Source organism: Mariniradius sediminis, assembly GCF_021491425.1.
Lineage (GTDB): Bacteria > Bacteroidota > Bacteroidia > Cytophagales > Cyclobacteriaceae > Mariniradius > Mariniradius saccharolyticus.
The window spans coordinates 528623-542708 of record NZ_JAKEVZ010000001.1; the positions used below are offsets into that span (position 1 = coordinate 528623).

Here is a 14086-nt window from a genome sequence, read left to right on the forward strand (position 1 = left end):
CAGATTAAAATTGGTAATAATTTTGATAGAGATTTAAAATATTACTATACATTTGTGAATAGTTAAAAGTTTATAAATTTGCAGTCAAATCAATTAAACACTAAAAATCTAAACGGAAAAAATTTTTTATTATGAAAAAAATATTACTATCAACAATTATGGCAGGTTGTGTAGCGCTTGCGGTGAATGCCCAAGATAGCTTCAACAAATGGTCATTAGAGGTCAATGGTGGATTCAACAAGCCAATGGCTCCATTGTCACCCGGATATTTCTCACCTACGCTGAATCTTGGACATGTTGACTTTGGTGTCAGATATATGTTCAATGATAAATTTGGCGCGAAACTGGATTACGGCTTCGGTTCATTCAGTGAAGCATCCGGCACTCCTACTTTCTCCTCAAGCTACTACAGACTCAATCTTCAAGGTGTAGCAAACTTGGGAAGGATTATGAAGTGGGAATCTTTCACTCGTCGCGTGAACTTACTTGGTCACTTGGGCGCGGGATTTGGCCGCGTGAGCCACGATAATCCAAGGGCCCTTCCAGGAGATGATAATGTGTACAACATCATTACTGGTCTAACCGGACAAGTTAAACTTGGCGAAAGAGTGGCTTTGACAGGTGATATCAGCACTATCCTCAATGGTAGACAAACTGTCACTTTCGATGGCAACACTAATTTGCAGCCTTCTACAGACAACGGATTCTACGGCACCAACGGAACTTGGTGGACCGGTACTTTGGGTCTGACATTCTATTTGGGCAAGGGTTCAACCCATGCTGACTGGTATGTTGAAGCAGACAAGTATGCCACCAAAGCTGAGTTAGCTCAACAAATCGGTGAAATCAAGGACATGTTGAAAGATTCTGATGGCGACGGTATTCCTGATTATTTGGATAAAGAGCCTAATACGCCAGCAGGTGCAAGAGTTGATTCTTCTGGTAGAACTATCGATTCTGATGGCGATGGTATTCCTGATCACTTGGATAAGTGTCCATTTGCTCCAGGTCCAGCTTCAAACAATGGTTGCCCAATTGAGCAAACAAAAGAAGAAGTCGATTACTTCAAGAAGGCTATCAACGAGAATTATATCAACGTTTACTACGCGTTTGACAGCGCTAAGCCACTTGGATTCTCTGCCTCAGCGGTAAATTATGTATCTAACTTCCTGAAGAGAAACCCTGGAGTGAAGCTTGAAGTGAAAGGGTATGCTGACGAATTGGGTCCTGAAGACTACAACATGAAGTTGTCTGAAAGAAGGGCAAAGGCAGTGTATGATCTTTTGATCTCAGCAGGTATCGACGCGTCAAGGCTGTCTTACAAAGGCTACGGAGAAGATACAAGTGTGGATAAGAAGTCTGCAGATGCACGTCAGTTGGCTAGAAGAGCTAGCTTCGAAGTGAAATAGATTAAACCAAAAAATAATAGAAGCCCGGGATGTTATCTCGGGCTTTTTTTTGTCGCAATCTTCTGTTATTTTCATTTATGCTCCTGCCAATTGGAGCCCAAGACCAAGAACATATGTTTGTTTTAGATCAAGTGAATTCAGTCGCCAATCATTTCCTTGCCCAACTTAGAGATCGGCATATTCAATCAGATCGAATGCGGTTTAGGAGAAACCTAGAGAGATTGGGCGAAATAATGGCGTATGAGATTTCGAAAACCATGCGGTTCAAACCAATGGATGTTATGACACCTTTGGGGTCCAAATCGACTCACTTGATTGTCGAACAGCCAGTCTTGATTACTGTTTTGCGGGCTGCTTTGCCATTTTATCAAGGTTTTTCCAATTTTTTTGACAATGCTGATTGTGGGTTCATAGGGGCATATCGAAAGGAGGAGTCGGGCCATAGTCGACAAATTGAAGTGGACTACTTATACCAAGCTGCCCCAAATTTGGAAGGGCGTGAAGTCATCATAATTGACCCGATGCTCGCAACGGGCAAGTCTTTTGCCAAAACTGTCAAGAACTTATTTTCCAAAGAAAAGCCTGGCAAACTTCATATTTGCAGTGTAATAGCAGCGCCGGAAGGCATCGAGTATCTCAATAAAGAAATAAAGATTCCTTTTGAAATTTGGGTCGGTTCAATTGATGAGCGATTGAACAGTCAGTCATTTGTAATTCCAGGCCTGGGGGATGCTGGTGACCTGAGTTTTGGCGAAAAGAGATAACCCATGGCCCTGTATTTTTACTTAATCCTGGGATTGGGGATTTTACTCATTGGAGGCAAGTTCTTGGTTGATGGAGCGTCCTCTTTGGCTTTGCGGTTTGGTATGAGCCCAGGTCTGATAGGACTTACGGTGGTGGCTTTTGGCACTTCTGCGCCAGAGTTGTTAGTGAGTATAAATGCTGCACTAAAGGGAAGCAGTGACCTAGCTTTGGGTAATGTGATTGGCTCCAATATTTCCAATATTTCCTTGATTTTAGGTATTAGTGCGATTGTCTATCCGATTGCTGTTCACCCATCAGTTTTGAAGTTGGATTATCTGGTAATGCTGATAAGCTCTTTGTTATTCTTTCTGGTTTCATTAAATGGTACGATATCCCGTCTCGAAGGGGCCGTTTTTTTCCTTTTATTGATTGGCGTCAACCTCTATTTTATATTGAAATTGAGACTGGGTCCAAATGGTGTTGATTTAACCGAAGTGGTGTCCCAACCTCTCTGGAAAGGATTTTCATTATTGATTCTAGGGATTATCGGCTTGTATTTTGGTTCCGAACTTCTTGTGAATAATGCCGTTACGATTTCGCAGACTTTTGGAGTGAGTGAGCGGGTGATTGGGGTGACGATCGTGGCGATCGGAACAAGCTTGCCTGAGTTAGTGACTTCTCTTATTGCAGCAATCGACAAAAAAACGGACTTGGCGGTCGGCAATATTCTCGGCAGCAACATATTCAACATTTTGTCCATCATAGGTCTGACTAGTTTGATTCAGCCGATTCAGGTTTCTCAGGCATTCATTCAGAAAGATTTTATTTGGATGTTGGGTCTTTCGCTGGTGCTATTTCCTGCATTGAAATCAAAGCATGGGATTGTGAGATGGGAAGGAGGCGGATTATTGATACTTTATGGTCTTTATGTTTATTCTATCTTATGACGGAGTATGCATTGAAGTTTTTCGCTATTTATTTTGCCAGTCTGTTCAAATTCATTTCAGGACCAGCTTTGGGCGCTGCTGCAGGTTTTTCGTTGTTGGAAATAGTTGTGGTAACCGTATCGGGAATGATGACATCAGTGGCGGTGATGACCTTTGCGGGAGAATGGGTCAAATCCTATTGGGACTTGAAAATGACACCAAAAAGGAAACGTTTCAGTCCAAGGACGAGAAGGATCGTAAGGGTTTGGAGGAAATTTGGAGCAATCGGCATTGCAGTGATCACGCCCTTGGTGCTTACCCCGATTGGAGGGACAATAGTGATGACTGCATTCAACGTGAAAAAGGATAAGATTTTTATTTACATGTTTGTGAGCGCCTTGTTTTGGGCGTTGATATTTGGGAGCTCAATTAATTGGATGCTGTCAATTCCGATATTCAGGGATTTATTCGGGTAAGTTTTCGTCTGGTAATAGCTCAATATCCTGAATCAAAACCCTTTTGGAAATCTCCTGCCCCGTCAAGGTTGCAGCTAAGCCCCCCATGGCCGTTTCTTTATACCTGCTTTCCATGCTAGCGCCTATTTCGCCCATCGCTTCGATACACTCGTCTACAGGAATCACAGCTCCGACTCCTGCGAGTGCGATTTGGGCGGAACTGTTTGCGATGGCTGCCGCGCTTGCATTTCTAACCACGCATGGAACCTCAACCAAGCCTGCTACCGGGTCACACACCAAGCCAAGCATGCATTGGATCGTAATCGCGACCGCATTGAAAACCTGATCAATATCGCCATCCAAGCAGTACACGATGGCACCCGCCGCCATTGCCGCCGCAGAACCAGTCTCTGCTTGGCATCCTCCGACAGCACCGGCTAGGCTTGCCTTTTGCTCGATGATCAATGCTATCCCCGCCGCAACCAACATTCCCTCCAGAATTTTGTGATCCGGAAGTTGATGGATTTCCTGAAGGGTATAAAGGGTGCCCGGTAGGATTCCAGACGCACCCGCGGTTGGAGCCGCTACAACTCTCCCCATGCAGGAATTAACCTCTTTGGCAGCCAACGCCCGGGAAATCAGCTTTTGGAACTCGGGCGAAAGCACGGAAACCGGGTGTCGGAAGACTTTTTTCGCCCCATTGTTGATCATTCCTGAGCGGGAGCTCATTTCTTCCCTCAAACCCGTTTCTACCGCATCTCTCATGACCGTGTAGGCCCGAAATAAACCGGCCCATATTTGGTCTTCGGTTGCATTTTTTTGACTCACTTCATAATCCAGCACCACTTGATGTAAGGATCGGTGCTTGGCTTCGCAGTATGTCTTCCAGGCTTTAAAACTATCAAAAAGAAAACTCATGGGACATTTGGGTTTATGTGTGGCAAAATTGGGCAAAGAATGAGATAAAACAAAAATCCCCGTCTGTTCTGGACGGGGATGATTTTTGCCTTGTTATCGTATTTCCATGACCTTGAATTTGAAGTAGATTGGTTCATAGGGCCTGACCACCTGTGTCACGAAGCCTTTGTCAAAGAGATCCCGCCTTATCACAAACGGGAACACCTGTGGTGATTGAGCAAACCCTAAATGGGAGGGTACGATAATTTCGTATTCGGAATCTTTTTTAATCCCCTTGAGGGTCAAATTTAGGAACTTAAGGTTGGAGCTTGTGCCAACTGTAATATCTGTCGGCGAAGCTGCAGTGGATTCAAGGATGGCTGTTTCCGATCCCACATAAGTGAGTTTGAACTGAATACGGACGACTTTTCCGTCATCAGATGCCGCTCCTTCCGCAGCACCCTCCGACAAAGTTTTGATGAAAATGCCGTCTTCTGACCTTTCATAGCCAGTCAACTCACTTGTTTCAAGGTAGGCTCTGATCAGGCCGTCTTCATAAGACCGCAATTCGGTTTCGCTGAACTTAGCCACATATTTAACCTTCACGACCAAGTTTGAATTTGGAAGGATGAGTTGCTGGTAGCTGTAATCCTGATAAGCTAAGTAAGACGGTATGTAAAGCGTAAACGACTCGCCTGTTTTTGCCAATCCCGATGCAAAGTTGATTGCCCTTGGTATCAGACCTCCTTCCAAATGCCTATACAAACGTGCCGGTTTGCTCTCGTCCAAATAGGATTCGATAAGCTGACCATCAATCGTACGAATCTCATAGTATGCCCCGACGATGTCACCGTTTGTAATCTGTGTTCCGGTTGGGTTTTCCGAGTCTTTGGAGTAGTAATATCCCAGTTGTGTTTCGATCGGGGTAAGGTTGTTGCGCTGAAGGTATTCTTTGAGCAATCTGTCGTCCCGCTCGATTACTTGGTTCAGGTCATCTTCCAGTGTTGGGAAACACGATCCTAAGGCAAAAAGGGTGAACAAAACTGGTAATCCTAATAATCTCTTCATTTGTAGTAATAGTTATTTTTTAAGTTGGAAATTCATTCTGAGGTTGATGCCGCCGATAGCAAAACGCTGGTTGGCGAAGGTCTGATCCCCGACGGTAAACTTGTAGAACGGCTCGAAGGATATCGAGGTGCCGTTTTTTAGGTTTTGTTCAAATCCCATTCCCAAATTGATGAGCTGGCCTACATCCATTTGGTTTTCTGAACCTGCGGGTGATTCCGAAATGCGACTGGAATTCAAAGATTGGGATGCCGAGTTCAAGGAATTCCCACCGAATGCGACGGTGTTAAACGTAGTTGTTTTTTCTTGGTTCACATAAAACATGTTGGAAAGGCCCGAAACCACGTAGAAATCCGCGGATTTCTTTTGAATGACAGAATATTTCATGTTCAGCGGAATCTCGATTTGCCCAAAGCTCAATTCGGCAGTCGAATTGATATAATTGCCTGCAAATAAATTGGCTTTTGCGTTTTCAACGGATGCCACATCCGAGCTAAAGTACCTGCCCCCTCCATTTTGGTCTGGGACCAGGTTTTGCTGTGCATATCCAATACCCACATCGAGTCGAAGTCGTTTGGAAAACGGAATCTCCGACATTACACCGGCGCCAAAATTAATATTTTGCGTCGAATTGGAGATGTTTTGTGGTGCCATCAGGACGCCAAGCTTCAAAGGTTTTTTTGTTTTATCATCGCTGTCTTCCTTTTCCGCGACACTCCCTGCTTCCGCTAACCAGGAATTGATTTGCTGCTGGGCATTTTCAATCTGTGCGGCTACGGGCTGTTCGAGAGTTTGTGAGGGAAGTACGATTTGTTGCGCCGCTGCCAAAGTTTGCGTCCCATCTGGGCTGGTTTTCAAAGGTGAGCTTGTTTCCAAATCCGAAGAACGAGATTTCGCTTCATTTGCATTAGCAATCAGATCGAAATCTTGTTCTTTCTTCAGCGTTGAAGGCAAGGGTTCTATTTCTTTCAGTTCGCTTGCAACCGATGGGGGTTTTTGTAATGTTTCGGCTTCTTCCTTCAGTTTCGAGGAAGATAGACCTTGGAGTTCATTTTTTGAGTCATACGCTGGCGAAGGTGTTACTTCTTCGGGATTGTAGGCCAATGGCACCTCAATAATCTCTTCGGTTTTAGTAGATGTAAATGGATTCCAAACCAGGGCTATAAAGAGCAGGGAAGCGGCTATTCCTCCGGTCCAAAACACCCAAGCTGCAAACGGTTTTCTCGATTTCCCAAAATAGGCATGTGAAAACTTTTCCCATTCTTTGGGGTCAAATGGTTCCTCGTGACCGTCAAACGAGTCGCGGATTTTCTGTGTAAGTTTTTTATCGAATGGCTCCTTCATCTCTGATATGGTTGATTTCCAGAACTTTCTCTCTCAGTTTCTTTTTCGAACGTGCCAGATAGGTTCTAGAGGTACTGGCAGGAATTCCGAGTTTTTCGCCGATTTCGTTGTGGTCATATCCCTCGATTTCGTAGAGGTTGAATACAATCCGAAGTATTTCGGGAAGACTTCTGATGAGTCCTAGAATATCCTCAAACGTGAGTTGCTCGATGATATCAGGGCTGTACGACTCGGATTCGGCTTTATCGATATCCATGATGGATGCATACCGACTGTTTTTTCTGTAATAGTCAATTGATGTGTTGACGATGATCCTCCGAAACCATCCTTTAAAGGAATTTTCAGTTTGGTACTGCTTGATTCTGTCAAAAGCCTTCATGAAGCTATCGTTGACGATCTCGCAGGCTTCGTCCCGGGAGTTGGAATACCGCAAAGCTACGCTCATGGCAAAGCCATAGAACTGCTTATAAAGCAACTCTATAGATTTTTTGTCTCCATCTTTTGCTTTTTGGATCAGTGCTTTTTCCAAAGCTATCGGCGCGTCATCTGCTTTCAAGACGTATCTGATTTAGGAAATGCTACAATCAGAGAAAAATATTTCTCTTTAAGACTTTTTGCCAATTCGATGTTGGTCATGGATCAGCAGTGAAATCCATAAATCACATCCTTAAACTTTTTATCAACGGCATAAAGATTTACTTTTATATTTGATTTAAACAAAGTTCCCGCTTGGGCGTTTGATATAGTCGATAAGCTATGACCCATATTTTGAAATCCCTTTTTGCGTTTTTCCTGTCCTTCATCACTGTAGCCGCATTTGCGCAGAGGCAGGAAGCAGGCGATTATGAATACGACAAAGAGGTACTTTTTGGAATCAATAAGAACACCAACGGTGGATTGATTGGTGGGTTTTCCCTCAAACTCGGCTACCGCATGGATGAGGACAAGTTTCAGTTTTTTGGCCTCGACCTTGCAAATGTAAAGCATCCAAAGGAGGTCAGGTACCAGAGTATTTTGGGTAATTCCTTTATTTTCGGTAAGTCCAACTATCTCTATTCTATACGGCCCTATTATGGTCGGGAACTAATTGTATTCAAAAAAGCACCCCAGCAGGGAGTGCAGGTTTCGCTTTTGGGCGCAATTGGGCCTTCCTTGGGAATAATCGCACCATACTACATCGAATACGCCATCAGCCGTGTAGAGACCGTCCGCATGCAATATGATCCTGAAGTCAATCAAAGCCGTTTCAATATCCTCGGACCCGGACGGGTCTTTGAGGGTTTGGGCCAATCCGAAATTGCTTTTGGGTTGAATGCAAAGGCGGCCATCAACTTTGAGTTCGGTGTTTTTAAATCCAACGTAACGGCCGTGGAACTTGGCTACCAATTTGAGGGTTTTAACAGGGAAATTGTGCTCATGCCTACCACCGACAATAGGCAGCTGTTCCAATCCGTCTACTTCACATTTTTTTACGGCTTCAGGAAATAGCCACCGCATTGGGTAAAGTGGGGGATTGGCTTTAATTTCACGTCCAAAATCTACCAAGATGATTGAGCTACCAGTAATTTCGGAGGAAACGGCAAAGAGAAAGAAACCTGATTGGTTGAGGGTAAAACTTCCTGTTGGCAAAGAATACGCCAAGGTCCGAAAACTCGTTGACGAACATAAACTTCATACCATTTGCGAGAGTGGCAATTGTCCGAACATGGGTGAATGTTGGGGTGCAGGTACGGCGACTTTCATGATACTCGGCAACGTGTGCACGCGTTCCTGTTCTTTCTGCGCAGTAGCAACAGGTCGGCCGCCGGAATATGATACCGACGAACCGCGAAGGGTTGCCGAAGCCATCAAATTGATGGGGGTAAAGCATGCCGTAATCACCTCGGTAAACCGTGATGAATTACGGGATAGAGGTGCCGAAATTTGGTATCAGACCGTGGTCTTGACAAAAGAAATGTCACCAATTACGACCATTGAAACTTTGATTCCAGATGTGAAAGCAAACTGGGATGCGCTTTACCGGATGATCAGTGGTGGCCAGGAAGTGGTTTCACACAACATGGAAACCGTCGAAAGTCTTTACAGACGTGTAAGGCCTCAGGCTAAGTACTCACGTTCCCTGGAACAGATCAAACTGACCAAGGAATACGGAAAAAGGACAAAGACAGGGATAATGCTTGGCTTGGGCGAAACCAAAGACGAGGTTTACAAAGCGATGGATGACCTGGCGGCTCATGGCTGTGACATCTTGACCTTGGGACAATACCTGCAGCCGACCAAAATGCATATTGAAGTGGCGGAATTTATTCATCCCGATTTGTTTGCCCATTACAAAGAGGAAGGACTCAAAAGAGGAATCAAATACGTGGAATCAGGACCCCTGGTACGGTCCTCCTACCATGCAGAGAGACATGTGAATGTGTAAACAAAAACGCCTGGGAGACCGGGCATTTTTGTTAAGGAGCAGTTCGAATTTTTTTCAAAAGGTCATGAAGCTCGAAGAAAGACATCACCTGAGTAATTCCTGATTGGAGCTTAGGAAAGGCAATCCACGCGTGGCCGTATTTCAAAGGGTCCACAGGTTCATTTGAAAAACCCCCTGCTGGGCGAAAGACCATTGGACTTTTCTACCCATTTCCTGCCATCTATTATTTCCAATCCAATATCGCTACTGCCCACAATATTGTATATTTTTGGTTCAACTGGTCAACAGCAGGGCGAATTCTAGCCAAGGAAATTCGGGAACTTATTTTGTCATGCAGATAATATCCGTGCGTAAAATGAGTTCTCTATTTCGATCTTGATCTAATTTCCATGAAGAACAAATTGCAGGAAATCTCCATTCTTGATTTTTACCACAACAGAAGTCGATTCAAATGGATTGTCTTCATCAGTGCCGTGATTATTGGATTCGGATCTATTTTCTACACTAACATCTTGGTCGAAGAGCTGAAAGACCGAGAAAAGAGACAAATAGAACTCTTGGCCAAAGCCTGGGAATACGCCTACTCCAACACCGAAAACCTGAGCTTTGTCAACCAGGAAATCATCCAACAAAACAACTCTATTCCCGTCATTGTGGCAGACGCAGACGGGAATCCTATCGAGCACCGTAATATCTCCTTTAGGAAAAATGCCGATGAGGAGGAACAGCAAAAGGTATTGCGCCGGGAATTGGAAAAGATGAAATCGCAATACGAGCCGATTCCGGTCACCGAGGCACAGGTTTTTGTCTATTACCGGAATTCGGAGTTATTGAATTCGCTGCGTTTTTATCCCTATGTGCAGCTGTCGGTGATATTGGTTTTTGGCGTTTTGGCCTACATCGTCTTCAACCAATCCAAGGAAGCAGAACAAAATCGCGTGTGGGCCGGACTCACCAAGGAAACCGCGCACCAGTTGGGTACGCCGATTGCATCCCTCATGGCTTGGATAGATTATCTTCGAAATTCGCCCGTTTGGGAAGAAAACAAAGAGGTCATTCAGGAAATGGACAAAGACGTGGTCAAGTTAAGGATGGTCACCGAACGGTTCAGTTCGATAGGGAGTGCGCCGGCGATTCAACCTGAGAACCTTTTCCTTGTGATCGACGAAGCGGTCAACTACCTACGCCCGCGGATTTCGTCCAAAGTCGAAATCCGTATCAACAGCGATGTGAAAAACATTGAGGCGATGATGAACAAGCCGCTTTTTGAATGGGTCATCGAAAATATCTGCAAAAACGCGGTGGACGCCATGAAGGGGCAGGGGAAAATCGACATTGATATCATCAAAGAAAGTGAGAAATATGTCGTGGTGGATATTTCCGATACGGGCAAGGGAATGGAAAAGCAGCTTTTTAAGAAGGTTTTTACTCCTGGATTCACCACCCGAAAAAGAGGCTGGGGCTTGGGTTTGACTTTGGCCAAAAGGATCATCGAAGGGTACCACAAAGGGAAGGTTTTCGTGAAGCAATCCGAGCTTGGTGTAGGGACTACTTTCCGGATAATTTTGCATGCGAGCAAGGACGGCCTGACGGGATTCAGGAGGGAAGATTTTGTCAACCAAGGTGTTGGAGCTTCCTGATTTCTGCACGAAAGGCTTGCCACGATTCATTTATTCCCAGCCCAGTTAACTTTCTAGGAATTAAAAGCGTACCTTTGCAGGCTGAAAATGAAGCACCTGTCTCCATGAGTCTGAGTCAAGAAATCAAAAAAAGACGCACTTTCGCCATCATTGCCCACCCCGATGCCGGTAAAACCACGCTTACAGAAAAGCTTTTGCTTTTTGGAGGAGCGATCCAAACGGCCGGCGCGGTAAAGTCCAACAAGATCGATACCGCCACCAAGTCGGACTGGATGGAAATCGAAAAGCAAAGGGGTATTTCGGTGGCGACTTCAGTGATGGGATTCGAGTACCAAGGAGTCAAAATCAACCTGTTGGATACACCAGGTCACCAGGATTTTGCGGAAGATACCTACAGGACGTTGACAGCAGTGGATTCCGTAATCATGGTCATCGATTGCGTCAAAGGCGTCGAGATTCAAACTGAAAAGTTGATGGAAGTCTGCCGCATGCGCAATACGCCCGTGATTTGTTTTATCAACAAACTGGATCGCGAAGGCAGGGATCCTTACGACTTGCTGGATGAGGTAGAAGAAAAACTCAACATCAACGTACGTCCATTGTCTTGGCCGATTGGAATGGGCAAGGGTTTCAAAGGTGTATACAATCTTTACGAAAAAAAACTGAACCTCTTCACGCCAAGTCAGCGCAAACTCAGTGACGACCGCATCGTCATCGAAGACCTGGCAGACAAGAAACTCGATGAACTTATCGGTACTTCCAATGCCAACCAACTCCGTGATGATGTCGAACTGATCGAGGGAGTCTATCCGGAATTCGATGTCAATGAATACTTGGACGGAAAGGTCGCTCCGGTGTTCTTTGGCTCGGCCGTCAATAATTTCGGCGTAAACGAAATGTTGGACACCTTCATCCGCATAGCTCCGACGCCAAAGAGCAGGTTTACCGAAGAGCGGGAAGTGAAGCCTGAGGAGCCCAAGTTTTCGGGTTTTGTGTTTAAGATCCATGCCAATATGGATCCCAACCATCGGAACAGGATTGCGTTTTTGAGGATTTGCTCAGGCAAGTTTGAAAGGAACAAGCCCTACAACCACGTCCGAGGACCCAAGCCCCTGCGCTTCTCCAACGTGACCCAATTCATGGCCCAGGACCGTGAAATCATCGATGAGGCTTTCCCCGGCGATATTGTTGGCTTGTATGATACAGGCAATCTAAAGATTGGGGATACCTTGACGGAGGGAGAAAATATGACTTTCAAGGGAATCCCGAGCTTTTCGCCGGAGATTTTCAAAGAGGTCATCAACAAGGACGCCATGAAGACCAAGCAGCTTGAAAAGGGCCTGCGACAACTCATGGAAGAGGGGGTAGCCCAGTATTTCAGCTATGAAATCGGCAACAGAAAAGTTGTCGGTACCGTCGGACAACTTCAATTCGAAGTCATCCAATTCAGGCTCAAAAACGAGTACAATGCCTCGGTCGAATTTGCGCCGATGAACTTGTACAAAGCATGCTGGATCAGTAGCACCGACAAGAAGCAGTTGGATGAATTTGTGCGTTCAAAAAGCCGACACATCGCCAGGGACAAGGATGACAAGCTGGTGTTTATGGCCGAGTCCCGTGCTTGGCTGCAGATGGTGCAGGATAACTATCCCGAAATTGAGTTCCATTTTACCTCAGAGTTTTGAGGCTGATTGACAGAAAAGTAGTAGAGAAATTCCTGAGGACGCCTGTCGACAAGGAGAAATTTTGGAATCGTGCGGAAGGATAAACAAAAAAAGAAATGAAGAAGAAACCCTTTTCAGTCGTCTATGAAGACAACCACCTCTTGGTGGTCAATAAGGCTGCTGGAATTTTGGTACAAGGCGACCAAACTGGTGACAAGACCTTGACGGATTACTGCAAGGACTATATTGCCCGAAAATACAACAAGCCCGGTGACGTGTTTCTCCATCCGGTACACCGTTTGGATAGACCCGTGAGTGGTTTGGTGGTTTTTGCCCGGACTTCGAAAGGACTCGAGCGCATGATGGAACTGTTTCGCAAGCGGGATATCCACAAGGTTTATTGGGCGATCGTGAAGAAGAGGCCGAAAGAAGAGGTCGGTAAGTTGACCCATTGGCTGACCAAAGATGAAAGCAAGAATGTAGTGACGGCGCACGAACGCGAAGTTCCTGGTTCCCAAAAGGCCGAATTGAATTACAAGGCCCTAGGCAAATTGAATGACCACTGGCTGCTCGAAGTCCGTCCGATATCCGGGCGTCCCCACCAAATCCGCGTGCAGCTCGCATCGATGGGCTGCCCGATACGGGGAGACGTGAAATATGGATTTGATAAGCCCAATCCCGATGGCAGTATCAACCTGCATGCCTTCCACTTGGTCTTTGTGCACCCGATCAAAAAAGAAAAGCTTTATCTGAGAGCTGCGCTTCCCGAGGAGCAGTTTTGGGAGCAATATCTTGATCTGGAACCGCTCAAGACAAGCGATCAGCATGTGGATAACAGCTACAGCGGGTAAGGAGATAGACATGAGACACTAGACGGGAAATTTGAGACTGAGCGTCGTCGGGTAGAGGCACGTTTAAATTGTGGAATAAGCGAATGATGAGAAAACTGATTTTATTGAGTTTCTTGATTTTGGCTGTGGCTGCGTGCCAACCTAAGCAGCAGCCAAAAACTATCTTTCTTGTTCGGCATGCGGAGAAACAGCTGGTAGGCGATGATCCGGAATTGAGTGTGGCCGGTACAGTGAGGGCGAAGAAACTCGCCCAAATCCTGGAGACAAGCGATATTCGCCACATTTTTAGCACCAATACGATCCGTACAAAAGCCACCGCCAAACCGCTTTCAAGTGCATTGGGACTCGAAATCGAGGTCTATGATTCGAAGGAACATGATGCTTTGGTAAAGGAATTGAGAAGCCGGGAAGGAAATATCCTGGTTGTGGGACACAGCAACACGATTCCGCATGTGGCGAATTATTTTGTCCGCGAAGGGGAAAAGTATCCCGAACTACAGGACATCGAATATGATTTTATTTTTGAGGTGGTACTGGATTCGGATGGTAGGTCGTCGGTGCGGAGAAAAGTTTACAAGGACTATTGAGGCAGACTTTCCGGAGTTCCGCTTATTTCTTTTCTGAGTCTTCCGAATATTTTTTTTGCTGGATTCACTGGCCTTTTTG

General features: G+C 45.4%; 14 protein-coding genes. 10 read left to right on the forward strand and 4 right to left on the reverse strand.

All coding sequences use genetic code 11. The features are described 5' to 3' along the window. Positions 1-131: 131 nt before the first annotated feature. The 4 genes from L0U89_RS02400 to L0U89_RS02415 all read left to right on the forward strand — a co-directional run bounded on the left by L0U89_RS02400 (position 132) and on the right by L0U89_RS02415 (position 3555). A complete protein-coding gene (locus L0U89_RS02400; protein ID WP_234860049.1) occupies positions 132-1409 on the forward strand; it encodes an OmpA family protein in 1278 nt (425 codons plus the stop codon). A gap of 113 nt (positions 1410-1522) precedes the next feature. Next, complete coding sequence (upp, locus tag L0U89_RS02405; protein WP_234860050.1) at positions 1523-2173, forward strand: uracil phosphoribosyltransferase; 651 nt, start codon at positions 1523-1525, stop codon at positions 2171-2173. A gap of 3 nt (positions 2174-2176) precedes the next feature. Beyond that, positions 2177-3100, forward strand: coding sequence for a calcium/sodium antiporter (locus tag L0U89_RS02410; protein ID WP_234860051.1), 924 nt, complete (start codon positions 2177-2179; stop codon positions 3098-3100). Then, positions 3097-3555, forward strand: coding sequence for a hypothetical protein (locus L0U89_RS02415; protein WP_234860052.1), 459 nt, complete (start codon positions 3097-3099; stop codon positions 3553-3555). Before L0U89_RS02410 ends, L0U89_RS02415 begins: the two co-directional genes overlap by 4 nt. Here L0U89_RS02415 and sdaAA read toward each other — a convergent pair. The 4 genes from sdaAA to L0U89_RS02435 form a co-directional block, all read right to left on the reverse strand. Continuing rightward, entirely contained in the window at positions 3544-4452 is a 909-nt protein-coding gene (sdaAA, locus tag L0U89_RS02420) for an L-serine ammonia-lyase, iron-sulfur-dependent, subunit alpha (RefSeq protein WP_234860053.1), read from the reverse strand. The genes L0U89_RS02415 and sdaAA overlap by 12 nt on opposite strands. Positions 4453-4545: 93 nt before the next feature. Next, positions 4546-5499 (reverse strand): FKBP-type peptidyl-prolyl cis-trans isomerase, encoded by a 954-nt coding sequence (locus L0U89_RS02425; RefSeq protein ID WP_234860054.1) that lies wholly within the window; start codon positions 5497-5499, stop codon positions 4546-4548. A gap of 12 nt (positions 5500-5511) precedes the next feature. Then, positions 5512-6840: an outer membrane beta-barrel protein gene (locus tag L0U89_RS02430; protein ID WP_234860055.1), complete on the reverse strand. Its 1329-nt coding sequence runs from the start codon at positions 6838-6840 to the stop codon at positions 5512-5514. Continuing rightward, positions 6821-7369, reverse strand: a complete 549-nt coding sequence (locus L0U89_RS02435) for an RNA polymerase sigma factor (RefSeq protein ID WP_234860120.1) — start codon at positions 7367-7369, stop codon at positions 6821-6823. The genes L0U89_RS02430 and L0U89_RS02435 overlap by 20 nt, the downstream gene beginning before the upstream one ends. Positions 7370-7596: 227 nt before the next feature. Here L0U89_RS02435 and L0U89_RS02440 point away from each other — a divergent pair, with 227 nt between their 5' ends. From L0U89_RS02440 to L0U89_RS02465, 6 genes are all read left to right on the forward strand, one after another. Beyond that, entirely contained in the window at positions 7597-8328 is a 732-nt protein-coding gene (locus L0U89_RS02440; protein WP_234860056.1) for a hypothetical protein, read from the forward strand. Positions 8329-8386: 58 nt separating this feature from the next. Beyond that, the gene (gene lipA, locus L0U89_RS02445) at positions 8387-9265 is read left to right on the forward strand and encodes a lipoyl synthase (protein WP_234860057.1); all 879 of its coding nucleotides are present in this window, start codon (positions 8387-8389) and stop codon (positions 9263-9265) included. Positions 9266-9654: 389 nt separating this feature from the next. After that, positions 9655-10905 carry a sensor histidine kinase gene (locus L0U89_RS02450; RefSeq protein WP_008631361.1) on the forward strand — a complete coding sequence of 417 codons (1251 nt, stop codon included), beginning with the start codon at positions 9655-9657 and terminating at the stop codon, positions 10903-10905. A 104-nt stretch (positions 10906-11009) separates the two neighbouring features. Continuing rightward, the gene (locus L0U89_RS02455; RefSeq protein ID WP_234860058.1) at positions 11010-12590 is read left to right on the forward strand and encodes a peptide chain release factor 3; all 1581 of its coding nucleotides are present in this window, start codon (positions 11010-11012) and stop codon (positions 12588-12590) included. A 95-nt stretch (positions 12591-12685) separates the two neighbouring features. Continuing rightward, on the forward strand, positions 12686-13420 hold the full coding sequence (locus tag L0U89_RS02460; RefSeq protein ID WP_234860059.1) for an RluA family pseudouridine synthase: 735 nt from the start codon (positions 12686-12688) through the stop codon (positions 13418-13420). Between the two features lie 83 nt (positions 13421-13503). Beyond that, positions 13504-14007: a SixA phosphatase family protein gene (locus L0U89_RS02465; RefSeq protein WP_369413233.1), complete on the forward strand. Its 504-nt coding sequence runs from the start codon at positions 13504-13506 to the stop codon at positions 14005-14007. The last annotated feature ends 79 nt before the right edge of the window (positions 14008-14086 follow it).

Excerpts from the sequence above, each read along its gene's own strand:
- lipA (WP_234860057.1), top strand. The coding sequence starts at position 8,387 with ATGATTGAGCTACCAGTAATTTCGGAGGAAACGGCAAAGAGAAAGAAA.
- L0U89_RS02425 (WP_234860054.1), bottom strand. The coding sequence starts at position 5,499 with ATGAAGAGATTATTAGGATTACCAGTTTTGTTCACCCTTTTTGCCTTA.
- L0U89_RS02465 (WP_369413233.1), top strand. The coding sequence starts at position 13,504 with ATGATGAGAAAACTGATTTTATTGAGTTTCTTGATTTTGGCTGTGGCT.
- upp (WP_234860050.1), top strand. The coding sequence starts at position 1,523 with ATGTTTGTTTTAGATCAAGTGAATTCAGTCGCCAATCATTTCCTTGCC.
- L0U89_RS02450 (WP_008631361.1), top strand. The coding sequence starts at position 9,655 with ATGAAGAACAAATTGCAGGAAATCTCCATTCTTGATTTTTACCACAAC.
- L0U89_RS02415 (WP_234860052.1), top strand. The coding sequence starts at position 3,097 with ATGACGGAGTATGCATTGAAGTTTTTCGCTATTTATTTTGCCAGTCTG.
- sdaAA (WP_234860053.1), bottom strand. The coding sequence starts at position 4,452 with ATGAGTTTTCTTTTTGATAGTTTTAAAGCCTGGAAGACATACTGCGAA.
- L0U89_RS02410 (WP_234860051.1), top strand. The coding sequence starts at position 2,177 with ATGGCCCTGTATTTTTACTTAATCCTGGGATTGGGGATTTTACTCATT.
- L0U89_RS02440 (WP_234860056.1), top strand. The coding sequence starts at position 7,597 with ATGACCCATATTTTGAAATCCCTTTTTGCGTTTTTCCTGTCCTTCATC.
- L0U89_RS02400 (WP_234860049.1), top strand. The coding sequence starts at position 132 with ATGAAAAAAATATTACTATCAACAATTATGGCAGGTTGTGTAGCGCTT.
- L0U89_RS02455 (WP_234860058.1), top strand. The coding sequence starts at position 11,010 with ATGAGTCTGAGTCAAGAAATCAAAAAAAGACGCACTTTCGCCATCATT.
- L0U89_RS02460 (WP_234860059.1), top strand. The coding sequence starts at position 12,686 with ATGAAGAAGAAACCCTTTTCAGTCGTCTATGAAGACAACCACCTCTTG.
- L0U89_RS02430 (WP_234860055.1), bottom strand. The coding sequence starts at position 6,840 with ATGAAGGAGCCATTCGATAAAAAACTTACACAGAAAATCCGCGACTCG.